The sequence below is a fragment of the Enterobacter sp. JH25 genome (assembly GCF_021725435.1).
Lineage (GTDB): Bacteria > Pseudomonadota > Gammaproteobacteria > Enterobacterales > Enterobacteriaceae > Enterobacter > Enterobacter intestinihominis.
The window spans coordinates 1,834,291-1,857,425 of sequence record NZ_CP091319.1 but is presented as its reverse complement, the minus strand read 5'-3'; the positions used below and the strand labels follow the sequence as shown (position 1 = coordinate 1,857,425).

Sequence of the window (23,135 nt, the reverse complement as noted above, 5' to 3'; positions counted from 1 at the left end):
GGTTAACGCTATGTCTTCTGACAAACCATCGCATCGCGGCTCTCCCTATGCCCAGGAACTGATTTCCCACTTACAGCCGCACTGCACCACGCATAAAACCGATCCCGGTGAGCAACTTGATCTCCAGGTTAACGGGCAGAGTATGTGTTATTTAATTCTCGAGGGCACAATCGCGATATACAGAAGAAGCGACGACATGATGCTTACCACCGCGCGCAGTCCCGCCCTGTTTGGTCTCGCTAATCTGACGGACATATATTTTAACGATTATCTCAAAACGGTGACGCCATGCCTGATCGGCGTGCTACCAACCGATCGGGTGGCAGAAGTTATCAAAGAGAAGGCGTTATGGGGGCTGCTTTCTAATCATCTGATGTTTGTCTATAACCGCCTTTATCATAACGTCATGCCGAAAGGTGCGCCAACGGCTTACGAGATGATTCGTCAGCAGCTCATGATGCTGATGCAGGAAGATGACAACTACCGACGCAGCGTGACGGCGGAAAGGTACATCCGGGATAAAACCCGGCTTTCCCGCAGCGGCGTAATGCGGATACTGGCTGACCTGAAAACGGGCGGGTTCATCGAAATGGAAGAAGGCCGGCTCATTAAAATTAACAAACTGCCTGCCAAATACTGAGTTTCAGACACAAAAAAGGCCGCGCGGGCGGCCTTTTCTTCACTGCTCAATGGACGTGAACGCCCAACCGCCAGGCAAAGTAGATCTCTTCTTTCAGCTCGTTTGAAGAGAGCGCCAGCAAATCCGTAAATTCCAGCTCAAGTTGTTTCAGCTTTTTCAGGTACTGCGCCGGAGACAGATTGCTTTTATCGCGACGTAAATATTCAATTGCCAGCTGTGTTGGGGTTATTTCAGTATCCATGATGTCCTCGCTTATGTTCAAAACGTGACCAGTATATCACAATCAGGCGGCTAATTTTTGACCAAAAGCAAGACATTCGGAAACTTTACACAACGGCCGTCGTCAGTCTGGATGAACAACACAGGCGATCCTGCTCGTCCAGAATATCAATCTGCCACACCTGATGACGACTTCCGGCGTGCAGTGCGCGGCAAACACCGCGCACGCGCCCGCTGCGAACGGAGCGGATGTGGTTGGCATTGACCTCCAGCCCGACCACCTTCTGCTCCCCTTCCGTACACAGGTAACCTGCGACCGACCCCAGCGTTTCGGCCAGCACGACGGACGCGCCGCCGTGCAGCAGGCCAAACGGTTGATGAGTACGACTGTCTACTGGCATCGTCGCTTCAAGTTCGGTATCGCCAATGCGCGTAAACTGGATATCCAGCAAACCGACCATGTTTTCCGCACCCATGGCATTTAAGGCCTGCAGAGTGACCGCACGTTTCCAGATCATCCGATAATCTCCAGTAAAGCCTGCAAGGGATGGCGAACGCCGTTACCTTCCACCCGTTTCACCTGGCTGCGGCAGGAGTAGCCCGTCGCCAGACAGCGGTTACGCGGCAGGCGCTGCATTGCCTGGTGCCACGACAGCTCGTAAATGCCAAGCGAGTTAGCGTGGTTTTTGACTTCATGACCGTAGGTTCCGGCCATACCGCAGCAGCCCACGCTGACGCTTTCCAGCTTCGCGCCAAAGCGGGCGAAGATAGAAGCCCACTGGGCAGGTGCCGTCGGCAGCGCGGTCACTTCAGTGCAGTGCCCAAACAGGTACCAGGATTCTCCGCTGACCTCCTGAGGGGCCGTTTGCTTCAGCACCGAAGGCAGCCACTCATGCACCAGTAAGACCTGAAAATCACCGCGCTTATCGCCGAGCGTCTGCTTATATTCATCCCGGTAACAGAGCACCAGCGCCGGATCGACGCCCACCATTGGCATATCGAGCTGCGCCACGCGGTTCAGGAAATCTGAAGTTTTCTGCGCGGTTTTCGCGAAGCGGGTCAGGAAACCTTTAATGTGCTGCGCCTTGCCGTTCGGCGAGAACGGCAGTACCACCGGCTGGTAGCCAATTTTCTCTGCCAGACGGACAAAATCAGCCACCACCTGCGCATCGTAATAGCTGGTAAACGGATCCTGCACCACCAGCACCACCTTCGCTTTCTGCTCAGGGCTTAATGCTTCCAGTTGTTCCAGGGTCATGTTCGCCGAGCGGTGCCCCACCAGCCGACGCTGGAGCGATGGCACCGACAGCAGCGGCAGATCCACCATGCCGATATGTTTTTCAGACAGTTTGCGCACCAGCGGCTGATTGATAAAGAAGTTAAAGGTTTTTGGCGCACGAGCCATTAGCGGCGCGTAACTCTCCACCGTTGCCACCAGATGATCGCGCATCGGGCGCAGATAACGCGTGTGGTACAGCTGGAGGAAGCGGGAACGGAATTCCGGCACGTCAATTTTAATCGGGCACTGGGTTGAACACGCCTTGCACGCCAGGCAGCCGGACATCGCCTCTTTCACCTCATGCGAGAAATCGTATTCGCCTTTATTCGCATGCCAGCTGTTGCGGGTCCGTTCGATGAGCCTGCGCAGGCTGGTGCGTTTTTCCGGCAGCTCCAGTTCCAGCTTGAGCGGGTCAATGCCGCGGTCAGCCAGCAGGCGCAGCCATTCGCGCACCAGCGTCGCACGTCCTTTTGGGGAGTGGATGCGGTTGCTGGTGATTTTCATCGACGGACACATCGGGCTTTTCACATCGAAGTTGAAGCACAGCCCGTTGCCATTGCACTCCATCGCGCCGCGCCAGGAAGCGCGAACCGCAATCGGAATTTGTCGGTCATAGGTGCCGCGCTTGACGGCGTCTACCTGCAACATCGGCGCATCAACGCCCTCTGGCGGGCAGATTTTACCCGGGTTAAGACGGTTATCAGGATCAAAAGCGGCTTTCACCTTACGCAGCTCGGCGTAGAGTTGTTCGCCAAAAAACGCCGGGCTGTACTCGGCGCGGAATCCTTTGCCATGCTCTCCCCATAACAAACCGCCATATTTGGCCGTAAGGGCCACGACCTCGTCGGAGATCTCCTTCATCAGGATCTCCTGCTGCGGATCGCACATGTCCAGCGCCGGGCGCACGTGTAGCACACCCGCGTCAACGTGCCCGAACATGCCATAGCTCAGACCATGGCTGTCGAGCAACGCACGAAACTCCACAATATAATCCGCCAGATGCTCCGGCGGCACGCAGGTATCTTCCGCAAATGGAATCGGCTTCGCCGCCCCTTTCGCGTTACCGAGCAGCCCCACCGCCTTTTTACGCATCGCGTAGATTCGCTCGATGCCGGAGAGGTCGTTACACAGCTGCCAGCCAATGACGCCGCCCTCACCCAGTGCAATCAACTCGTCCAGACGCTGGCAGAGCGTGCTCACCTGGCTCTCAATCAGCTCTGCGTCATCCCCGGCGAACTCGACGATGTTCAGACCGAGCATCTCTTTATCCGGCACGTCGGTAATTAGTTCGCTCACCGAATGCCAGACAATATCTTCCCGGGCCAGGTTCAGTACTTTTGAATCAACGGTTTCCACCGACAGCGCCCGCGCCTCCACCATAAACGGGGCATTACGCAGCGCGGAGTCAAAGGAGTTGTATTTGACGTTCACCAGACGGCGCACCTTCGGCAGCGGGGTGATATCCAGACGCGCTTCGGTGATAAAGGCCAGCGTACCTTCTGACCCGGTCAGTACGCGGGTAAGATCGAACTGGCTCAGATCGTCATTAAAGACATGGCGCAGATCGTAGCCCGTCAGGAAGCGATTGAGCTTCGGGAATTTGTCGAGGATCAGTTCGCGATTTTCACGGCAGCGCTCCAGCACGGTGCGATAAATCCGTCCGCTGGTGGTGCTCTCTTTTGCCAGCGTTTCAGCCAGTTCGACCGGCAACGGCTGGGTATCGAGAATATCGCCCCCCAGCAGCACCGCCCGCACACCCATGACGTGATCGGAGGTTTTGCCGTAGACCAGCGAGCCCTGCCCTGAGGCATCGGTGTTGATCATCCCGCCAAGGGTTGCGCGGTTACTGGTGGAAAGCTCGGGCGCAAAAAAATAGCCATACGGTTTTAAAAACTGATTCAGCTGATCTTTGATTACCCCCGCTTCCACACGCACCCACCCCTCTTCCGGGTTGATCTCAATGATGCGATTCATATAGCGGGACATATCAACGATGATGCCCTGGTTCAGCGCCTGCCCATTGGTGCCCGTCCCGCCGCCGCGCGGGGTAAAGACCAGGGAGCTGAAACGCTCCTGCGACGCCAGACGGGCAATGAGGGCCACATCGGCGGTAGAGCGCGGGAAAACGACGGCATCGGGAAGAAGCTGGTAAATACTGTTATCGGTTGCCATCGTCAGCCTGTCGGCATAATCGGTGGCGGTATCACCTGTAAAACCCTGTTGCTCCAGTGCCTGCAAAAAATTAAGCACCAGTTGAACGACGCCCGGTGCCTGAGAAATCTGTGGGATCATTGCTGTCGACCCTAATGAGAATAGTGTGAAATCGTTTGCGTTGTGTCTGGAAAGTTTTATCACATTTTTTTCTTATGTGCTTCGTAGAATTACGGGCAAAATCCGCCTGTCAAAAATCGCTGAAATCACTAATGATTAGAGAGATGCGGTTTATATTCCCATCAGCCTTACTGGTGTTCATTTAAGGAAAGTTTCGTTTATGGTCAATCTTCGTCAGCCCAGGGATGTCGCACAGATACTGCTGTCGGTGCTGTTCTTAGCCATTATGATTATTGCGTGTCTGTGGATTGTTCGTCCTTTCGTGCTCGGATTTGCCTGGGCCGCGACCGTCGTGGTCGCAACCTGGCCTTTACTCTTACGTTTGCAGAAACTGCTGTTTGGTCGCCGCGGCCTTGCCGTGCTGGTGATGACGCTGCTGCTGTTCCTGCTGTTTATTATTCCCATTGCGCTGCTGGTTAACAGCCTGGTTGACAGCAGCGGCCCGGTTATTCGCGCGGTCACCAGCGGTGACATGACGCTGCCGGATCTCGCGTGGCTGAACAGCATTCCTGTTGTGGGCGCAAAACTATACAGCGGCTGGCACAGCCTGCTGGAGATGGGCGGTAGCGCCCTGATGGCCAAAGTGCGCCCGTACATCGGCACAACCACCACCTGGTTTGTCGGGCAGGCTGCGCATATTGGTCGCTTCATGATGCACTGTACGTTGATGCTGGTCTTCAGCGCCCTGCTGTACTGGCGCGGCGAGCAGGTTGCGCTGGGGGTACGCCATTTCGCCACCCGGCTGGCAGGTAAACGCGGCGATGCGGCCGTGCTGCTGGCAGCCCAGGCCGTTCGCGCGGTGGCGCTCGGCGTGGTGGTCACAGCGCTGGTGCAGGCGGTGCTTGGCGGTATCGGGCTGGCGGTTTCCGGCGTACCTTATGCCACCATTTTCACCGTTGTCATGCTGATGACCTGTCTGGCACAGCTTGGTCCGCTGCTGGTGCTGGTTCCCTGCATTATCTGGCTTTACTGGACGGGGGACACGACCTGGGGCACGGTGCTGCTGGTCTGGAGTTGCGTGGTGGGCACCATGGATAACGTGATTCGTCCTCTCCTCATCCGCATGGGCGCTGATCTGCCGCTGATTCTGATCCTGTCCGGGGTGATCGGGGGGTTGATTGCCTTCGGCATGATTGGCCTGTTTATCGGTCCGGTGCTGCTTGCGGTAACCTGGCGTCTCTTCTCTGCCTGGGTGCATGAAGTGCCGCCACCCGGAACCGATCCGGACCTCATCTTAAGCGAACTTGAAGAGCTGGAAGATAAGAACGCGCAGTAATAACCTTTGCCGGGTGGCGCTAACGCTTACCCGGCCTACACTCTTCGCAGGAATACTTAAACGTTGCTAAACTATTTATTCTCTGCGCACTGGTCAGACCCGCCTTTTCATGCCTAAAACCGTCATTCTCTTCAAGAAATCTTTACCTCCCTTTAACTATTGAGACGAATCCGATCGACTCATAAAGTTGGCATGCCTACTATTAAGACACGGTTATAAATCAACACCTTGATTTATAAGCATGGAAATCCCCTGAGTGAAACAACGAATTGCTGTGTGTAGTCTTTGCCCATCTCCCACGATGGGCTTTTTTTTTATTTACCTTATGCTGAGCGCACAGGATTTAGGCGTGTTTTAAACGAAAAAACCGTTCATTACAGACGGATGAATAGCGATGAAAGAGTTTTACTGTTTAGTTCCATTCGTCATAAGCATATGCCATTTCACTATCAACTGAATATCTTTCTCGTACCAACAGCCAAACTGGCGTTCCTAAAAACGCCATCATTTGGCTTTATCTTTTATACTTTTTTCAACCTGAGCATGAAGATTCATGCAGTTTATATACCCTTCTCTACGCGCTGCGTTGACTTCCGTAGCGTGTCTTAACTCCATTGCTAACAACTTATCTTCCATGACAGAAAGGCGATAAATCAGGGCGCACACAATCATTAAAAGAATAATGAATAACACCGAAATATCTACAACCACTTAACCTCTCCAGTTACTTATTGAATCCTGAGTTCTGACGCTATGCACTGTAGTTCTTCGTTTTCCCTGCATTGCGTTGTCATGTAGCCGTTGCACAGGGAACTTAAATCAGACAGAGTCCGTATATTCATTTAAATTTCATCTTTTATAGCTCATCAAACCTATCAGGCTATCTGGCGCAGTCTTGCAACCAGCAGACGGTGAGGAGTAGCTATATCAGTTCCAGGCTCAGAGCAAGGCGGCTAAGACTATTCTTATGCGAACTATTTTTTTAAGTTATTAGTGCTTTGTAAGTTCATTTTCCTCTTTTGATTGCTTGAAAGAGGACTCGCCTTTGTGGCCAGGCGAGTCCTGAATATTAATTTTTACAAATTTCACTCCTACTCAACATCTGCCATTCCCCCTCCAGCACCCGCGTCTCCCCGGTCACCTGCACGTTCACCACCTCGCGTATATCCGCCGAGGACGCGCCAACCTGTAGCTCAAATTCCCCTGGCTCGACAATCCGCTTCCCGTCCCGGCGGGTGAAATTAAACATCTCCACCGGCAAGGTAAAGGTCAGGGTGGCGTTTTCTCCCGGTGAAAGCGTAACGCGTTGAAACGCTTTCAGCTCCTGAAGCGGACGAACCTGCGTCGCGACTTTGTCACGCACGTACACCTGTATTACTTCGCTGCCGCTGCGCTCCCCGATGTTGCTGACATCGACGCTTAACACCACCTCTCCGTCGACCGGGACGTGGCTTTCAGCGAGACGCGCCGCACTCCAGCGAAACTGCGTCCAGCCAAGACCGTAACCGAACGGGTAAAGTGCGCCGAAATGGAACGCAAACGGCGTGCCGCCGCTTTTCAGCTTGTGGTTATAGTAGTACGGCATCGCCCCGGCGTTTTTCGGCACGCTGACTACCAGCCTGCCCTGCGGCTCCGCGCGGCCGGTTAAGATATCGGCAATCGCCCAGCCCCCTTCCTGCCCCGGCGCCCAGGCCATCATCAGCGCGGCCACCTTCTCTTCCAGCCCCTGAAGGTTATAAGGACGCCCGCCCGTCATGACGACAATTACCGGCTTGCCGGTTGCCACCAGCTCCTCCAGCAGCTGTTGCTGCACGCCCGGCAGATTCAGCGAATCGGTATCCGATCCTTCCCCCACGGTGCCGCTCTGGAATAGCCCGGCGAGGTCGCCCACGCAGGCCACCACCACGTCACTCTCTTTTGCCGCGCTCACGGCTTCGGGGATCAAATCCGTGCGTTGTGAAACCGGCGATTGCTGCATCGGTTTACCGCCGCTGTCGCCCGGGAACACCGGCGCACCCGCCATCCGTTTTTCGATAATGTGGCACCCTTTGGCGTAACGTATCTGCGATGCACCAAGGTACTGTTCCAGCGCCGCGCGCGGGGTTGTCACCTGCGAGGTCTCTTCAACCATATCACTGATGATCAGGTGAACCGGGAAGCTGTAGCCGCTCAGCAACGCCAGCGGATCGTCCGCCGTCGGCCCCACTACCGCTACACGGGGTTTTCCGCCGAGGGGCAAAATGCCGTTATTTTCCAGCAGCGTGATCGATTTTGTTGCCACCTCGCGCGCCACCTGCCGGGTCGCCTCATTCTGCAAATCGATACCTTTTTCGTCGGCGTACGGTTTTTCAAACAGCCCGAGACGGAATTTTTCACTTAGCACGCGCGCCACAATCTCATCCACTTTCGCCATTGAGATAAGCCCACGCTCTACCGCTTCCGCCAGATGACGCGCGCAGTCATCCTTCGGCAATTCCACGTCCAGCCCGGCGTTAAACGCCAGCGCCGCCGATTCTGCGGGATCGTGAGAAATCCCATGGTGCTGGTGCAGCAGGCTGACGCCGCCGTAATCCGCGACAATAATGCCGTCGAAGCCCCACTGTTCACGCAGCACGGTGGTGAGCAGGAAATGGTCGCTGTGCCCTGGCTGATTATCGATGTCATGATAGGCCGGCATCACCGAACCGGCGTTGGCCAGCTTCACCGCCATCTCAAACGGTAGCAGGAAGGTATCGTTTAGCTCGCTGAAACCCAGATGGACCGGCGCATGGTTGCGCGCCCCTTCGCTGAAGGAGTGCCCCACGTAATGTTTCAGGGTCGCCAGCAGATCGCGCTTATCGCCCTGCAACCCCTTCACGTACGCCGTCGCCATCACCCCTACCAGCCACGGATCTTCCCCAAAGGTCTCTTCCGTCCGTCCCCAGCGCACATCGCGCGAGACATCCAGCACCGGGGCCAGCCCCTGCTGGCACCCGACAGACCGGGCCTCGTTGCCAATCTGCTCCGCCGCGCGCTGCACCAGCGCCGGGTCCCAGGTGGAACCGTAGTTCAGCGACGACGGGAACAGGGTTGCATCTTTGCACAGCAGCCCAACCAGACACTCCTCATGAAACAGCGCCGGAATGCCGAGCCGGGTCTCCTCCATCATCATACGTTGCAGGCGGTTAGCGGCACGCACGCCGGTTTTTGCATCAACAATGTGCGTGCCGAGCGGACGGGTGATCTGCCCGACGCCCAGCTTCAGCCTTTCGCTGAGGGACGCCTGTTCGCTCACGCCGGCGAACTCATCGCTCAAATCGCTGCGCTCGCGGTGGCTGCCGTGTTCATCGAGGATCAGCCAGTACGCGTGCATCTGGGCAAATTTCTCTTCCGGCGTCATACGCGCCAGTAAATCAGCGACACGCTCGTGTACGGGACGTCCCGCGTCCTTGTAGATCACAGTCATGGTTTACTCCTGTAGTGCGGATTGGGTTACCGGGCTGAGCTGCCCCGCATCGTTTCGAATTTCTCGCTTGCTGGCCAGCTCACGGGCAATGGAATCCACCAGTCGGCTGTTGAGTTTGTAGATAGCAAGGAGCGCCACCATGCAGAGGAACAGCGCGCAGGGGATCAGGGTGAACAGGGCATTGATGGTTGCGAGGACGTGAGGCGCCTGGTTTGCCTGTCCGGGCGCGTAATCCACCATGCCCAGCACCCAACCGACTACCGCCCCACCCAGCGCCAACCCAAACTTGATGGCAAACAGGGCGGTAGAAAAGACCAGCCCGTCCAGACGGCGGCCGCTGCGGTGTTCTTCGTAGTCCACCACATCGGAGAACATGGTCCATTGCAGCGGCGTGGTCAGGTTCTGAATAAAACTAAACACAATATTCAGACCGAATATCAGCCACACCTGCGAAGGAGGAATGAAGAAAATCAACGCGCCAAAAATAACGAAAGAAATAATGGTCCACTGATAGGCACGTACGCGATCAAATTTCCCCAGCAGGCGTTCAGATAATAATGCGCCGCTTAAGGATGCCACCATGCCGGAAACAATAAAGGCAAAGACCAGTTCAGGACGTAACAGAACATAGTTAACGTAATACATGGTCGCAGAGCCACGCGTCACGACGGCGGTTAACAGTAAAATATTAAACAGAAAAACAATTCGCCACTGGCTGTTGGCGGCCAGCAGTTTTAAATCCGTCAGCATCGAGCCGGAGGTGTCATTGCGTGGCGAGTAACGCTCCCGGGTCATAAAGAAGCAGCAGAAGAATAAAATAATACCCAGCAGCCCCATCAGGCTCATGGCATAGAAATAACCTTTTTGCACATTCCCCTGACCTAATAATGAGACCAGCGGCAGCGCGATGACCGTTACAATCAACCCGCCGATAAACGACAGGCCAAAGCGCCAGGATTGCAGCGAGTGGCGCTCGCGCGGGTCGAGCGTCAGCGCGCCGGGCATGGCGCAGTATGGAACGTTAATCGCGGAGTAGATCAGGCTCAGGATGGCATAGGTTACGCAGGCATAGACAATTTTCGCCGTCTGCCCGGCATCCGGTACGTAGAAGGTAATCAGGCAGCTCACGCCAAACGGAATGGCAAACCAGAGCAGCCAGGGACGAAAACGACCGTGGCGGGTCTGAGTGCGGTCCACCAGCGCGCCAATGCACGGATCGACAAACGCATCGATCACGCGCACCACTAAAAACATGGTGCCCATAATGGCCGCCGGCAAACCGAATACGTCCGTATAGAAATACGCGAGAAATAACGTTGCCGTTTGCCAGACCAGCGCGCTGGCCATATCACCGAGGCCATAACCTATTTTATCTTTGGTACGTAATACAGAGGAGATTGTCATTGTTATTTGCCTTTTTATCAGGTTAAAACGTATTTCAACCAGTCGCGCATCATCCCGACGGATGTACGCGGTAAGGCTCAAGTATTAGCAACGCCCTGCCCACTAACAATTGTCTAAATTAACAGATAAATTATGATATTTGGTTTTTTGCTTTATTTGTGATGGTGAGCATAATCGCAGGAAAATAAAAAAGGCGAGGACAGATATCCTCGCCTTTTTCAGATTATGCAGGTTTTACTTGTTCAGCTCTGCCAGGCTCAGCCAGGTTTGCACCACGGTGTCCGGGTTCAGGGAGAGGCTATCAATCCCCTCATCCATCAGCCAGGCCGCAAAGTCTTCATGGTCAGAAGGACCCTGCCCGCAGATCCCGACATATTTACCCTGTTTCTTCGCCGCACGGATGGCCATGGAGAGCAGCGCTTTCACCGCCTCGTTACGCTCATCAAACAGCTCAGAGACAACGCCGGAGTCGCGGTCCAGGCCGAGCGCCAGCTGCGTCATATCATTCGAACCAATGGAGAAGCCGTCGAAGTGCTCCAGGAACTGCTCGGCCAGCAGGGCGTTGGACGGAATTTCACACATCATGATGATCTTCAGCCCGTTCTCGCCGCGCTTCAGCCCCTGACGCGCCAGCTCATCCACCACCGCTTTCGCCTGATCCACGGTACGGACGAACGGGATCATGATTTCCACGTTGGTCAGCCCCATGTCGTTGCGCACGCGTTTTACCGCTTCGCACTCCAGCGCGAAGCAGTCGCGGAAGATTTCCGACACGTAGCGTCCGGCGCCGCGGAAGCCCAGCATCGGGTTCTCTTCTTCCGGCTCGTAGCGTTCGCCGCCCACCAGGTTGGCATATTCGTTGGACTTAAAGTCCGACAGACGCACGATCACGCGTTTCGGGTAGAAGGCCGCGCCGAGCGTGGCGATGCCTTCCGTCAGGCGGCCGACATAGAACTCTCTCGGCGAGTCGTAACCCTTCATCATCTCGCGGATTTCGTTTTGCAGCTTCGCGTCCTGGTCGTCAAACTCCAGCAGCGCGCGCGGGTGAACGCCGATCATGCGGTTGATGATGAATTCCAGACGCGCCAGGCCCACGCCTTCGTTCGGCAGGCAGGCGAAGTCAAACGCGCGATCCGGGTTACCGACGTTCATCATGATTTTCAGCGGCAGGTCCGGCATGGTATCCACGCTGGAGCTCTTCACGCTGAAGTCGAGGATATCGGCATAAACGTAACCGGTATCGCCTTCGGCACAGGAGACCGTCACGTTCTGGTCGTCCTTCATGCGTTCGGTCGCGTCACCACAGCCGACTACCGCCGGGATCCCCAGCTCACGGGCAATGATAGCCGCGTGACAGGTACGGCCACCGCGGTTGGTGACGATAGCAGCCGCTTTCTTCATGATCGGCTCCCAGTCCGGGTCGGTCATGTCGGTCACCAGCACGTCGCCAGGCTGAATGCGATTCATCTCGCTGATGTCGTGGATCACTTTCACTGGACCGGCACCGATGCGGTGACCAATCGCACGACCTTCCGCGACAATTTTGCCCTGCGCGTGCAGGGTGTAGCGCTCCATGACCTGACCGCGCGAACGGACGGTTTCCGGACGCGCCTGCACGATAAACAGCTTGCCGGTGTGTCCGTCTTTGGCCCACTCGATGTCCATCGGACGGCCATAGTGTTTTTCAATCTGCACCGCCTGCTTCGCCAGCTCTTCCACTTCGGCGTCGGTGAGCGAGAAGCGATCCCGCTGCTCCTGCGGCACATCTTCAACGGTGACCTGCTTGCCATGCTCTTGCGTCGGGGCATAGATCATGCGGATTTTTTTCGAACCCATGGTGCGGCGTACCACTGCCGGACGGTTAGCCGCCAGCGTAGGCTTGTGCACGTAGAATTCGTCAGGGTTCACCGCCCCCTGCACCACCATCTCGCCCAGACCCCACGCGGAGGTGATAAACACCACCTGGTCGAAGCCGGATTCCGTGTCGATAGAGAACATCACGCCGGAAGAGCCCACGTCGGAGCGCACCATGCGCTGTACGCCTGCGGAGAGCGCGACGCCGCGGTGGTCATAGCCCTGATGCACGCGATAGGAGATGGCGCGGTCGTTGAACAGGGAAGCAAACACATGCTTCACCGCCACCAGTACCGCCTCGTAACCCTGGACGTTGAGGAAGGTTTCCTGCTGTCCGGCGAAAGAGGCATCCGGCATATCTTCCGCGGTAGCGGAAGAGCGCACGGCAAAGGAGGCCTGCGCGTCGTCAGCGGAGAGCTGGTTGTAGGCGTCATGGATGGCTTTTTCCAGTTCCGGCTGGAAAGGTGTGTCGATAATCCACTGGCGGATTTGCGCCCCGGCTTTGGCAAGCTCGGCGACATCATCAATATCCGTTTTATCCAGCAGGTCGTAAATGCGCTGGTTTACACCGCTCTGGTCTAAAAACAGGTTAAACGCATCGGCGGTTGTGGCAAACCCGTTTGGTACGGAGACACCCATACCGGACAGATTTGTAATCATTTCACCCAGGGAGGCATTTTTGCCCCCAACTCTGTCTACATCATTCATGCCGAGTTGGTTATACCAAAGCACCAGCGGTGACGAGCCATTGTTGGACATCGAAACAATCCTTTTGTGATATTTGATCGGAGTAAGAAACACCTGACTACGTATTTATACTGGCATATTTATTTCCGCTAAAAAAACGGTGAATCGTGTAAGCAATTTAAATTTTCAACTTTTCGGACAGTTTCCCCGCACTCGCTAACCCGATGATTCCTATAGATTCCGGCAAAAACCATAGAAATAACGCCGCTAATCAGAAAATGAAATCCACTTTTCAGGAAAATCAAAAACACCATTTCATTTTAAATTCAGATAAGTTCTTTGCTGTGCAATTAACTTTTTTAATTTATGCTTTCAGGCAATTACGTACGCTATTCAGGGTGGATAAAATGGATAATGCTGTCGATCGCCACGTTTTTTATATTTCTGATGGGACGGCGATTACCGCCGAGGTGCTGGGACACGCGGTGATGTCGCAGTTTCCCGTGTCGATAAACAGCATCACGCTGCCGTTCGTGGAAAACGAGAGCCGGGCCAAAGCGGTCAAGGACCAGATCGACGCCATTTACCAGCAGACCGGTGTTCGTCCGCTGGTGTTCTATTCCATTGTGATCCCTGAGATCCGCAACATCATTCTGCAAAGCGAGGGCTTCTGTCAGGATATCGTGCAGGCGCTGGTTGCACCCTTGCAAAGCGAGCTGAAGCTCGACCCGACGCCGATCGCTCACCGTACCCACGGGCTGAACCCCGGCAACCTGACCAAATACGATGCGCGTATTGCCGCCATTGACTACACTCTGGCGCACGACGACGGGATCTCGCTGCGCAATCTGGACCAGGCGCAGGTCATTTTGCTAGGCGTGTCGCGCTGCGGTAAAACCCCCACCAGCCTTTACCTGGCAATGCAGTTTGGCATTCGCGCCGCTAACTACCCCTTTATTGCCGATGATATGGACAACCTGGTGCTGCCTGCCGCGCTCAAGCCGCTTCAGCATAAGCTATTTGGGCTGACCATCAACCCGGAACGACTGGCGGCGATCCGCGAAGAACGTCGCGAGAACAGCCGCTACGCCTCAATGCGCCAGTGCCGAATGGAAGTCTCCGAAGTCGAAGCGCTGTACCGGAAAAATCAAATCCCCTGGCTGAACAGTACCAACTATTCAGTAGAAGAAATTGCCACCAAGATCCTCGATATCATGGGACTGAATCGCCGCATGTACTAATATGCTAGTACATTAATCCAGTTTCAGTTATTATCATGCCATCCTCGGGGCGACGTGCCCCGAACTTGAAATCAGCAGGGATTGGTTTAAGGTGATGCCCATCACTTCCCGGTAGTCTGCCGATGAAGCAAAAAATTTCTGAGACATTCCATGAACAAAACCGACGAACTGCGCACCGCGCGCATTGATAGCCTGGTCACCCCGGCTGAACTGGCCCGGCTGCACCCCGTTTCCGACGAGGTGGCGGACCATGTTACGGCCTCCCGTCGCCGCATCGAAAAAATTCTCAATGGTGAAGACAAACGTCTTCTGGTAGTAATTGGCCCCTGCTCCATCCACGACCTGGACGCGGCGATGGATTATGCACAACGCCTTCAGACGCTGCGCGGCACGTATCAGGATCGCCTGGAGATCGTGATGCGTACCTACTTTGAAAAACCGCGTACTGTCGTGGGCTGGAAAGGATTGATATCCGATCCCGATCTGAACGGTAGTTACCGGGTGAATCACGGCATTGCGCTGGCGCGTAAGCTGCTGCTACAGGTTAACGAGCTGGGCGTGCCGACCGCTACCGAATTTCTGGATATGGTGACCGGACAGTTTATTGCCGACCTCATTAGCTGGGGCGCGATTGGCGCGCGTACCACCGAAAGCCAGATCCACCGTGAAATGGCGTCGGCGCTCTCTTGCCCGGTGGGCTTCAAAAACGGAACGGACGGCAATACCCGCATCGCCGTTGATGCCATCCGCGCGTCACGCGCCAGCCATATGTTCCTCTCCCCGGATAAAAACGGCCAAATGACCATCTACCAGACCAGCGGCAACCCGTTCGGACATATCATTATGCGTGGCGGTAAAAAACCGAATTACCATGCAGAAGATATTGCCGCCGCCTGCGAAACGCTGGCGGAATTTGACCTGCCGGAGCATCTGGTGGTGGATTTCAGCCACGGCAACTGCCAGAAACAGCACCGCCGCCAGCTGGACGTCTGCGATGAAGTCTGCCAGCAGATCCGCAGCGGCTCGACCGCCATTGCAGGAATTATGGCGGAGAGCTTTATCAAAGAAGGCACGCAGAAGATCGTCGCCGGACAGCAAATGGTGTACGGCCAGTCGATCACCGACCCGTGCCTGAGCTGGGAAGACAGCGAACGGCTGCTGGAGAAGCTGGCTTCAGCCGTGGACACGCGCTTTTAAAATCCTGCCGGGTGACGCTGCGCTTACCCGGCCTACGGTACGTGCCCTTCTCCCTCTCCCCATGGGAGAAGGTCGGGGTGAGGGCATCAGACCGCACCTCTCCCCCAAATTTGATCCCGTCACACAATTTTCATAAAAACGCTTGCCGTGAATTTGCAGTTTATTGATAATGATTATCATTGTTACATTGATTGTTATTTATAAACATTATGTCACCGACCGATAACAGCGCGGCAACGCCAGTAAAAACACACACAGCGCCGTCCCCTGCTCCCACCGATCGCCGAATCGACAGCAAAAGCCTGTTGGGTGAGGAGGGACGGGTCATTATCGAGCATGACGGCCAGCACTACCTGCTGCGCCAGACCAATGCCGGAAAACTGATCCTGACTAAATAATCCAGACAACACATTCGCCAGCCACCCAGGTGATCCCCAGGCAGCCAGCGCTTTTCAATTCTTATGGAGAGTTGCTATGCCACACCTGCAATCCACGTCTTTACGCCCGTCTCTTCTGGCGCTGGCAATTGTCAGCACCCTGCCGGGCGTTGCGTTTGCCGCCGCAGACGATATCACCGTTACCGCCACCGGCAACGCCCGCAGCGCCTTCGAAGCCCCCATGATGGTAAGCGTGATTGACGCCACCGCGCCGGAAAACCAGACCGCCAGCTCCGCCGCCGACCTGCTGCGCAAGGTGCCCGGCCTGACGCTGGACGGCACCGGGCGCACCAACGGTCAGGACGTTAACCTGCGCGGTTACGACCGACGTGGCGTGCTGGTGCTGGTGGATGGCGTACGCCAGGGCACCGATACCGGACACCTGAACAGCACGTTCCTCGATCCGGCGCTGATCAAACGTATCGAAGTGGTACGTGGCCCTTCCGCCTTGCTGTACGGCAGCGGCGCGCTGGGCGGCGTAATTTCATATGACACCGTCGACGCCAGCGATCTGCTGGACGCAGGTAAAAATAGCGGCTATCGCGTATTTGCTACCGGTGCAACGGGCGATCACAGCATCGGGATGGGCGCCAGCGCCTATGGCCGCACCGATACCCTGGACGGTGTGGTCTCCTGGTCCAGTCGCGATCGCGGCGACATTCGCCAGAGTGACGGCGCGAGGGCGCCAAACGACGAATCTATCAACAATATGCTGGCGAAAGGCAGCTGGAAAATTGATCCGGCTCAGACGCTGAGCGGCTCCCTGCGCTACTACAACAACGACGCGCAGGAGCCGAAAAACCCGCAGACCACGGATGCCAGCAGCAGTAACCCGATGACCGATCGTTCCACCATTCAGCGCGATGCCCAGCTTGGCTACCGCATTGCGCCAGCCGGAAACGACTGGCTGAACGCCGATGCGAAAATTTACTGGTCCGAAGCGCGGATCAACGCCCAGAACATCGACGCCAGCGGCGAGTTCCGTAAGCAGACCACCAAAGGCGGCAAAGTGGAAAACCGCACCCGCCTGTTCAGCGACTCCTTCGCCTCGCACCTGCTGACCTATGGCGGGGAATACTACCGTCAGGAGCAACACCCTGGCGGCGCGACCACCGGCTTCCCGGACGCTAAAATCGACTTCAGCTCCGGCTGGTTGCAGGATGAGATCACCCTGCGCGACCTGCCGGTAACGCTTCTCGGCGGGACGCGTTACGACAACTACCGCGGCAGCAGCGACGGTTACGACGACGTGGATGCGGATAAATGGTCATCACGCGCCGGGTTAACCGTGAGTCCAGCCGACTGGCTGATGCTGTTCGGCTCTTACGCCCAGGCCTTCCGCGCGCCAACGATGGGCGAAATGTATAACGACTCAAAGCACTTCTCTATCGGCAGCTTCTACACTAACTACTGGGTGCCGAACCCGAACCTGCGTCCGGAGACCAACGAAACCCAGGAGTTCGGTTTTGGGCTGCGTTTTGACGATCTGCTACTCGCCAACGACGCGCTGGAGTTCAAAGCCAGCTATTTCGACACAAAAGCGAAAGATTACATCTCTACCACCGTCGATTTTGCGGCGGCCACTACCATGTCCTATAACGTACCAAATGCCAAAATCTGGGGCTGGGACATGATGGCAACCTACGCCACCAGCCTGTTCAACCTCGACGTGGCCTATAACCGCACGCGCGGGAAAGATACCGACACGGGTGAATATATCTCCAGCATCAACCCGGACACCGTCACCAGTAAGCTGGATATCCCGGTGGCGCAAAGCGGCTTCTCCGTGGGCTGGATCGGCACCTTCGTCGAACGTTCAACGCACATCAGCAGCAGCTACAGCGAGCAGCCTGGCTACGCAGTAAATGATTTCTACGTCAGTTATAAAGGCCAGCAGCAGTTCAAAGGCATCACCACCACCCTCGTGCTGGGGAACGCCTTCGACAAAGCCTACTGGTCACCGCAGGGCATCCCGCAGGATGGCCGCAACGGCAAGATCTTCGTCAGTTATCAATGGTAATTCCCTTCGGGGCAACGATTCAGAAGGATAAGATTATGGGTCACTACACACGCTGGCTTGAGCTTAAAGAAGAACATGCGGGTAAGTACGCCCGTGATATCGCCGGATTAATGCACATCAGCGAAGCAGAGCTGGCATTTGCGCGCGTTGGACACGACGCCTGGCGGCTGCGCGGTGAAATCCGCGAGATTCTGGCAGCGCTGGAGTCCGTGGGGGAAACCAAATGCATCTGCCGTAACGAATACGCCGTTCACGAACAGGTTGGAGCGTTTACTCACCAGCACCTCGGCGGTCATGCCGGGCTGGTGCTGAATCCGCGCGCGCTGGATCTGCGTTTGTTCCTCAACCAGTGGGCGAGCGCGTTTCACATTAGCGAAACGACCTCCCGCGGCGAACGTCAGAGCATTCAGTTCTTCGATCATCAGGGCGACGCTTTACTGAAGGTCTACACCACGGATCACACCGACGTTGCTGCCTGGGGCGACGTCCTGACCCGTTTTATCATTGCCGATAACCCCGCTCTGGCGCTGAAGGCTGTCGAAGCCCCCGCGCATTCCGACGGTGCAGATGCAGGCTCGGTGGAGAAAGAGTGGCGCGCCATGACCGACGTGCATCAATTCTTTAGCTTATTGAAGCGCCATAACCTGAGCCGCCAGCAGGCGTTTCGTCTGGTGAGTGACGATCTGGCCTGTAAGGTGGATAACAGCGCGCTGGCACAACTGCTGGAGAGGGCGCAACAGGACGGAAACGAAATCATGATCTTCGTCGGCAACCGCGGTTGCGTGCAGATCTTCACCGGTGTGGTGGAAAAACTGACGCCCATGAAGGGCTGGCTGAACATCTTCAACCCAACCTTTACCCTGCATCTGCTGGAGGAGACTATCGCGGAGACGTGGGTTACGCGTAAGCCCACGGCAGACGGACACGTTACCAGCCTGGAGCTGTTTGCTGCGGATGGAACTCAGATCGCCCAGCTCTATGGGCAGCGTACCGAAGGCGAGCCGGAGCAGAGCCAGTGGCGCCGCCAGATTGACGCTCTGACGCCAGAAGGGCTGGCCGCATGAAAAACTGGTTTGCCCTGCTCTGCGCCCTGCCGCTGGTCACCGTCGCCGCGCCGGAGAGAATTGTCGCCCTCGGCGGCGACGTGACGGAGATCGTCTACGCCCTCGGCGCGGAGTCTTCTCTGGTTGCGCGCGACAGTACCAGCCAGTGGCCGCAGGCGACAAACGCGCTGCCTGACGTGGGGTATCTCCGCCAGCTGAATGCGGAGGGAATTCTGTCCGTACGCCCGACGCTGGTGCTGGCAAGCGACCAGGCGCAACCCTCTCTGGCGCTGAAACAGGTTGAACAGAGCCACGTCCGGGTAGTTACCGTTCCCGGCACGCCTGACCTGCGCACGATTGACGAAAAAGTGCGAGTGATAGCTCAGGCGACGCATCATGAGGTGCAAGGGGAAACCCTGCGCAACTCGCTGCGTCAGGCGCTGGCGGCTCTGCCCTCAACACCGCTCAACAAGCGGGTGCTGTTTATCCTCAGCCACGGCGGAATGACCGCAATGGCGGCCGGGCAACAGACCGGCGCGGATGCGGCAATACGCGCCGCCGGGTTGCAGAACGCCATGCAGGGCTTTACCCGCTATCAGCCGCTCTCCCAGGAGGGGGTAATGGCCAGCCAGCCGGATCTGGTGGTGATTTCGCAGGACGGCCTTAACGCGCTGGGCGGCGAACAAAATCTGTGGAAACTGCCCGGCCTGGCGCAAACGCCAGCGGGGCGAAGCAAGCAGGTGCTGGCTATTGATGACATGGCCCTGCTGGGCTTCAGCGTCCGCACGCCGAAAGCCATACAACAGCTGCGTGCCAGAGCGGAGCAACTGCCCTGATGTCCCGGCGCATCACGTTATCGTTATGGCTTCTGGCGGGGTTGCTTACCGTCATGACGTTCATGGCTTCCGGTTTTGGGGCGTTACGCCTGCCGGTGAACGTGCTGTGGAGCGGCAGCGATGAGACGCTACGCCAGATCTGGCTCACCATCCGTCTGCCCCGCGTGCTGCTGGCGCTGGTGATTGGCGGGTCGCTGGCGCTCGCCGGCTGCGTCATGCAGGGGCTGTTCCGCAATCCGCTGGCCGACCCGGGCCTGCTCGGGATCAGCAGCGGTGCGGCGCTGGCCGTCGCCCTGTGGGTGGTGCTCCCGCTCTCGCTGCCCGCGCTGGTGATGCTTTATGCCCCGATGCTGGCGGCATTTTTTGGGGCGCTGGCAGCCACAGGCGTGATCTTCCTGCTCAGCAAGCAGCGTGACACCTCTCTGTCACGTCTGTTGCTGGTGGGTATCGCCATCAATGCCCTGTGCGGTGCGGCAGTGGGTGTGCTTTCGTGGGTCAGCAATGACGCCCAGTTGCGTCAGCTTTCACTCTGGGGAATGGGTAGTCTCGGTCAGGCGCAGTGGTCAACGCTGCTCGCCGTGATCTCGCTGATGGTGCCTGCCGCTCTGGCGATCTGGCGTTGTGCCAGCGCGTTAAATTTACTGCAACTGGGTGAAGAGGAAGCGCATTATCTCGGCGTGGACGTTGCCCTTGTACAGCGAATATTACTGTTATGCAGCGCTCTGCTGGTCGCTGCGGCTGTCGCCGTCAGCGGCGTGATTGGCTTTGTCGGACTCGTGGTGCCGCACCTGATGCGCATGTGGCTGGGCGCCGATCACCGGGCAACCCTCCCCGGCACGGTTCTCGCGGGCGCTTTTCTGCTGCTGGTGGCGGATACGGTAGCCCGCACTCTGGTCGCCCCGGCAGAAATGCCGGTCGGGTTGCTCACCAGCATCCTTGGCGCCCCCTGGTTCTTATGGCTCATTTTTCGTCGTGGAGAACAGCATGGCTGAACGTTATACGGCTGAAAATCTGACTTTTACCCGGTCTGGCCGCACGCTGACAGATAACGTTTCGCTGTCACTGTCGCAGGGAGAGCTGGTTACATTGATCGGTCCCAACGGCGCGGGGAAATCCACGCTGCTGCGGCTGCTGACCGGCTACCTGAAACCCGACAGCGGCGGCTGTTCGCTGGCGGGGAAAGCGCTGGATGAATGGCACCCGGAGACGCTGTCCCGCTATCGGGCAGTGATGCGTCAGCATACTCAGCCTGGATTTGACTGGCTGGTGGAGGAGATCGTTGGAATGGGGCGTGCGCCCTGGTCGCGTCAACCTGAACCGTCGATTGTGCGTGAGGTGATGCAGCTGACCGGTTGCCTGCCGCTGGCTGGCAGACGTTATCATTCCCTCTCGGGGGGCGAGCAGCAGCGCGTTCAGCTCGCCCGCGCGCTGGCGCAGCTGTGGCGTGAGGGAACGCCGCGCGGCTGGCTGTTTCTCGACGAACCCACTTCAGCGCTGGATCTCTACCACCAGCAGCATCTGCTGCGCCTGTTGAAATCGCTGACCCGTCTGGGTCATCTTCACGTCTGCGTGGTGCTGCACGATCTTAATCTCGCCGCGTTATGGTCGGACCGGATCCTGCTGTTACACAACGGCAGGATTGTTTCTCAGGGCATACCGGAGACGGTATTGCAGGCCGACGCTTTGGCGCGCTGGTACGGTGCGCAGGTGCACGTCGGCAGACATCCGGCGCACGCCGCACCGCAGGTTTTTCTCGCCCCTTAGCTTGAGCAGCTCACTTCCAGTCGCTTGCCCCAGTCCGGCGGGCGGCTGACATAGTCATCCTCCCGGTCGGCAAACGGCGTGCGCAGGGCGATATGCAGCCGATGCAGCTCGGCATAATCCCCCTGCTCTGCCTGCTCAATAGCCCGCTGCGCCAGCCAGTTGCGCAACACCATCGCCGGGTTAACCGCCTTCATCCGCGCCTGGCGGGTATCGTCATCAATCTGTTCCTGCTGTAAACGCGCCCGGTAAGCGGCAAACCAGTCATCAAACGCCTGTCGATCGATGAACTCGTCACGCAGCGGTGAAGCGGCGCTCTGCTGCGCAGTCTGGCTCAGCATACGGAAGGTTCGAGTATAGTCGCTGCCTTCACGCGCCATGATGGCAAACAGCCCATTCAGCAGCGCGTTATCGCCTGTTTCCTGCGTCATCAGCCCCAGCTTGTTGCGCATTAACACACCATATTCCCGCAGCAAGACCTCCTGATAGGTGTCGAGCGCATCGTTCAGGGCATCGACGTCGATAAACGGCGACAGGCTTTGCGCAAGCCGCTGAAGGTTCCACAGCCCCACCGCAGGCTGGTTGTCGAAACGGTAACGCCCCTGATAGTCCGAATGGTTACAGATGTAACCCGGTTGATAGTCATCAAGGAAGCCGTACGGACCGTAGTCAAACGTCAGCCCTAACAGGGACATGTTGTCGGTATTCATCACCCCGTGGGCAAAGCCGACGGCCTGCCAGCGGGCAATCATTGAGGCGGTGCGCGCGACAATATCACGGAACCAGAGAACATAGCGGTCCGGTTCGTTTTGCAGGTGCGGCCAGTGACGTCGAAGGGCGTAATCGGCAAGCTGGCGGACTTTATCCGGCTCGCGGCGATAGTAGAAGTGTTCAAAATGACCGAAACGCAGATGGCTTTCCGCCACGCGGATAAGCATCGCCCCCTGCTCTATCGTCTCACGGGCCACCGGCGTGTCGCTGGTGACAATGGACAGCGCGCGTGAGGTGGGGATCCCCAGGGCATGCATCGCCTCGGAAGCCAGACTCTCACGAATGGTTGAACGCAGCACCGCGCGGCCATCCCCCATGCGTGAGTACGGTGTTAACCCTGCCCCTTTCAGGTGCCAGTCGAGCGTTTCGCCATTCGGCAGAACCTGTTCACCCAGCAGGATGCCGCGACCATCGCCGAGCTGTCCCGCCCAGACGCCAAACTGATGTCCGCTGTAGACCTGAGCCAGAGGCTTCATGCCCGGAAGCAGCGTTTCGCCGCCCCAGACACCGGCGCCCTTTTCTGGCTGAAAAAGTGTCGAAGGGATGCCAAGCGAATCCGCTAATGCATCGTTATGCCAGATAAGACGCGCGTTCTGTAAAGGCGTGGGCTTAAGCGCGGTGTAAAAGCCGGGTAATTCATCGTGCCAGTGAGCAGTAAAAGACAGGGTCATAAGTCCTCCTGCTTTAAGTGTAG

18 protein-coding genes and 1 other RNA gene are annotated in these 23,135 nt (G+C 57.0%); 11 read left to right on the top strand and 8 right to left on the bottom strand.

The annotated features are described in order from the left end of the window. Positions 1 to 10 precede the first annotated feature (10 nt). A complete protein-coding gene (locus tag L2Y28_RS08845; protein ID WP_022647859.1) occupies positions 11 to 640 on the top strand; it encodes a helix-turn-helix domain-containing protein in 630 nt (209 codons plus the stop codon). Positions 641 to 686: 46 nt separating this feature from the next. Here L2Y28_RS08845 and L2Y28_RS08840 read toward each other — a convergent pair whose 3' ends face one another. From L2Y28_RS08840 to L2Y28_RS08830, 3 genes are all read right to left on the bottom strand, one after another. After that, complete coding sequence (locus L2Y28_RS08840) at positions 687 to 881, bottom strand: YdiH family protein (protein WP_003857766.1); 195 nt, start codon at positions 879 to 881, stop codon at positions 687 to 689. Between the two features lie 85 nt (positions 882 to 966). Beyond that, positions 967 to 1,377: a 1,4-dihydroxy-2-naphthoyl-CoA hydrolase gene (gene menI / locus L2Y28_RS08835; protein WP_022647858.1), complete on the bottom strand. Its 411-nt coding sequence runs from the start codon at positions 1,375 to 1,377 to the stop codon at positions 967 to 969. Further along, a complete protein-coding gene (locus L2Y28_RS08830) occupies positions 1,374 to 4,430 on the bottom strand; it encodes an FAD-binding and (Fe-S)-binding domain-containing protein (RefSeq protein ID WP_022647857.1) in 3,057 nt (1,018 codons plus the stop codon). The genes menI and L2Y28_RS08830 overlap by 4 nt, the downstream gene beginning before the upstream one ends. A gap of 199 nt (positions 4,431 to 4,629) precedes the next feature. On the opposite strand from L2Y28_RS08830, the gene ydiK reads away from it, so the two are divergent. Together ydiK and rprA are read left to right on the top strand one after the other, a co-directional pair. Beyond that, positions 4,630 to 5,745 (top strand): AI-2E family transporter YdiK, encoded by a 1,116-nt coding sequence (gene ydiK, locus L2Y28_RS08825; protein WP_022647856.1) that lies wholly within the window; start codon positions 4,630 to 4,632, stop codon positions 5,743 to 5,745. Positions 5,746 to 5,954: 209 nt separating this feature from the next. After that, an RNA gene (gene rprA, locus L2Y28_RS08820) (antisense sRNA RprA) lies at positions 5,955 to 6,062 on the top strand. A gap of 187 nt (positions 6,063 to 6,249) precedes the next feature. On the opposite strand, the gene L2Y28_RS08815 is transcribed toward rprA, so the two are convergent. The 4 genes from L2Y28_RS08815 to ppsA form a co-directional block, all read right to left on the bottom strand. Further along, positions 6,250 to 6,456, bottom strand: coding sequence for a hypothetical protein (locus L2Y28_RS08815; protein ID WP_022647855.1), 207 nt, complete (start codon positions 6,454 to 6,456; stop codon positions 6,250 to 6,252). A gap of 358 nt (positions 6,457 to 6,814) precedes the next feature. Continuing rightward, entirely contained in the window at positions 6,815 to 9,190 is a 2,376-nt protein-coding gene (locus tag L2Y28_RS08810; protein WP_022647854.1) for a glycoside hydrolase family 3 N-terminal domain-containing protein, read from the bottom strand. Between the two features lie 3 nt (positions 9,191 to 9,193). Then, positions 9,194 to 10,594: an MFS transporter gene (locus L2Y28_RS08805; RefSeq protein WP_022647853.1), complete on the bottom strand. Its 1,401-nt coding sequence runs from the start codon at positions 10,592 to 10,594 to the stop codon at positions 9,194 to 9,196. 234 nt (positions 10,595 to 10,828) lie between these two features. Beyond that, positions 10,829 to 13,207: a phosphoenolpyruvate synthase gene (gene ppsA, locus L2Y28_RS08800; protein ID WP_236919582.1), complete on the bottom strand. Its 2,379-nt coding sequence runs from the start codon at positions 13,205 to 13,207 to the stop codon at positions 10,829 to 10,831. A gap of 335 nt (positions 13,208 to 13,542) precedes the next feature. Between ppsA and ppsR the strand changes: the two genes are divergently transcribed. From ppsR to L2Y28_RS08760, 8 genes are all read left to right on the top strand, one after another. Next, on the top strand, positions 13,543 to 14,376 hold the full coding sequence (gene ppsR / locus L2Y28_RS08795; protein WP_017384644.1) for a posphoenolpyruvate synthetase regulatory kinase/phosphorylase PpsR: 834 nt from the start codon (positions 13,543 to 13,545) through the stop codon (positions 14,374 to 14,376). Positions 14,377 to 14,526: 150 nt separating this feature from the next. Then, positions 14,527 to 15,573 (top strand): 3-deoxy-7-phosphoheptulonate synthase AroH, encoded by a 1,047-nt coding sequence (gene aroH, locus L2Y28_RS08790; protein ID WP_022647851.1) that lies wholly within the window; start codon positions 14,527 to 14,529, stop codon positions 15,571 to 15,573. Between the two features lie 209 nt (positions 15,574 to 15,782). Beyond that, entirely contained in the window at positions 15,783 to 15,971 is a 189-nt protein-coding gene (gene hemP / locus L2Y28_RS08785; RefSeq protein WP_022647850.1) for a hemin uptake protein HemP, read from the top strand. Positions 15,972 to 16,047: 76 nt separating this feature from the next. After that, positions 16,048 to 18,030, top strand: a complete 1,983-nt coding sequence (locus L2Y28_RS08780) for a TonB-dependent hemoglobin/transferrin/lactoferrin family receptor (RefSeq protein WP_022647849.1) — start codon at positions 16,048 to 16,050, stop codon at positions 18,028 to 18,030. A 35-nt stretch (positions 18,031 to 18,065) separates the two neighbouring features. Continuing rightward, positions 18,066 to 19,094: a hematinate-forming heme oxygenase ChuS gene (chuS, locus tag L2Y28_RS08775; protein ID WP_022647848.1), complete on the top strand. Its 1,029-nt coding sequence runs from the start codon at positions 18,066 to 18,068 to the stop codon at positions 19,092 to 19,094. After that, positions 19,091 to 19,909 carry a hemin ABC transporter substrate-binding protein gene (locus L2Y28_RS08770; protein ID WP_022647847.1) on the top strand — a complete coding sequence of 273 codons (819 nt, stop codon included), beginning with the start codon at positions 19,091 to 19,093 and terminating at the stop codon, positions 19,907 to 19,909. Before chuS ends, L2Y28_RS08770 begins: the two co-directional genes overlap by 4 nt. After that, positions 19,909 to 20,901, top strand: a complete 993-nt coding sequence (locus tag L2Y28_RS08765) for an iron ABC transporter permease (RefSeq protein WP_022647846.1) — start codon at positions 19,909 to 19,911, stop codon at positions 20,899 to 20,901. The genes L2Y28_RS08770 and L2Y28_RS08765 overlap by 1 nt, the downstream gene beginning before the upstream one ends. Then, entirely contained in the window at positions 20,894 to 21,673 is a 780-nt protein-coding gene (locus tag L2Y28_RS08760) for a heme ABC transporter ATP-binding protein (protein WP_022647845.1), read from the top strand. Before L2Y28_RS08765 ends, L2Y28_RS08760 begins: the two co-directional genes overlap by 8 nt. Here the strand turns inward: L2Y28_RS08760 and selO are convergent. Next, positions 21,670 to 23,112, bottom strand: a complete 1,443-nt coding sequence (gene selO / locus L2Y28_RS08755) for a protein adenylyltransferase SelO (RefSeq protein WP_022647844.1) — start codon at positions 23,110 to 23,112, stop codon at positions 21,670 to 21,672. The genes L2Y28_RS08760 and selO overlap by 4 nt on opposite strands. Positions 23,113 to 23,135 lie beyond the last annotated feature (23 nt).

Bases quoted from the DNA above. Each gene is read 5' to 3' on its own strand.
- L2Y28_RS08845 (WP_022647859.1), top strand. From the start codon at position 11: ATGTCTTCTGACAAACCATCGCATCGCGGCTCTCCCTATGCCCAGGAA.
- L2Y28_RS08840 (WP_003857766.1), bottom strand. From the start codon at position 881: ATGGATACTGAAATAACCCCAACACAGCTGGCAATTGAATATTTACGT.
- menI (WP_022647858.1), bottom strand. From the start codon at position 1,377: ATGATCTGGAAACGTGCGGTCACTCTGCAGGCCTTAAATGCCATGGGT.
- L2Y28_RS08830 (WP_022647857.1), bottom strand. From the start codon at position 4,430: ATGATCCCACAGATTTCTCAGGCACCGGGCGTCGTTCAACTGGTGCTT.
- ydiK (WP_022647856.1), top strand. From the start codon at position 4,630: ATGGTCAATCTTCGTCAGCCCAGGGATGTCGCACAGATACTGCTGTCG.
- L2Y28_RS08810 (WP_022647854.1), bottom strand. From the start codon at position 9,190: ATGACTGTGATCTACAAGGACGCGGGACGTCCCGTACACGAGCGTGTC.
- L2Y28_RS08805 (WP_022647853.1), bottom strand. From the start codon at position 10,594: ATGACAATCTCCTCTGTATTACGTACCAAAGATAAAATAGGTTATGGC.
- ppsA (WP_236919582.1), bottom strand. From the start codon at position 13,207: ATGTCCAACAATGGCTCGTCACCGCTGGTGCTTTGGTATAACCAACTC.
- ppsR (WP_017384644.1), top strand. From the start codon at position 13,543: ATGGATAATGCTGTCGATCGCCACGTTTTTTATATTTCTGATGGGACG.
- aroH (WP_022647851.1), top strand. From the start codon at position 14,527: ATGAACAAAACCGACGAACTGCGCACCGCGCGCATTGATAGCCTGGTC.
- hemP (WP_022647850.1), top strand. From the start codon at position 15,783: ATGTCACCGACCGATAACAGCGCGGCAACGCCAGTAAAAACACACACA.
- L2Y28_RS08780 (WP_022647849.1), top strand. From the start codon at position 16,048: ATGCCACACCTGCAATCCACGTCTTTACGCCCGTCTCTTCTGGCGCTG.
- chuS (WP_022647848.1), top strand. From the start codon at position 18,066: ATGGGTCACTACACACGCTGGCTTGAGCTTAAAGAAGAACATGCGGGT.
- L2Y28_RS08770 (WP_022647847.1), top strand. From the start codon at position 19,091: ATGAAAAACTGGTTTGCCCTGCTCTGCGCCCTGCCGCTGGTCACCGTC.
- L2Y28_RS08765 (WP_022647846.1), top strand. From the start codon at position 19,909: ATGTCCCGGCGCATCACGTTATCGTTATGGCTTCTGGCGGGGTTGCTT.
- L2Y28_RS08760 (WP_022647845.1), top strand. From the start codon at position 20,894: ATGGCTGAACGTTATACGGCTGAAAATCTGACTTTTACCCGGTCTGGC.
- selO (WP_022647844.1), bottom strand. From the start codon at position 23,112: ATGACCCTGTCTTTTACTGCTCACTGGCACGATGAATTACCCGGCTTT.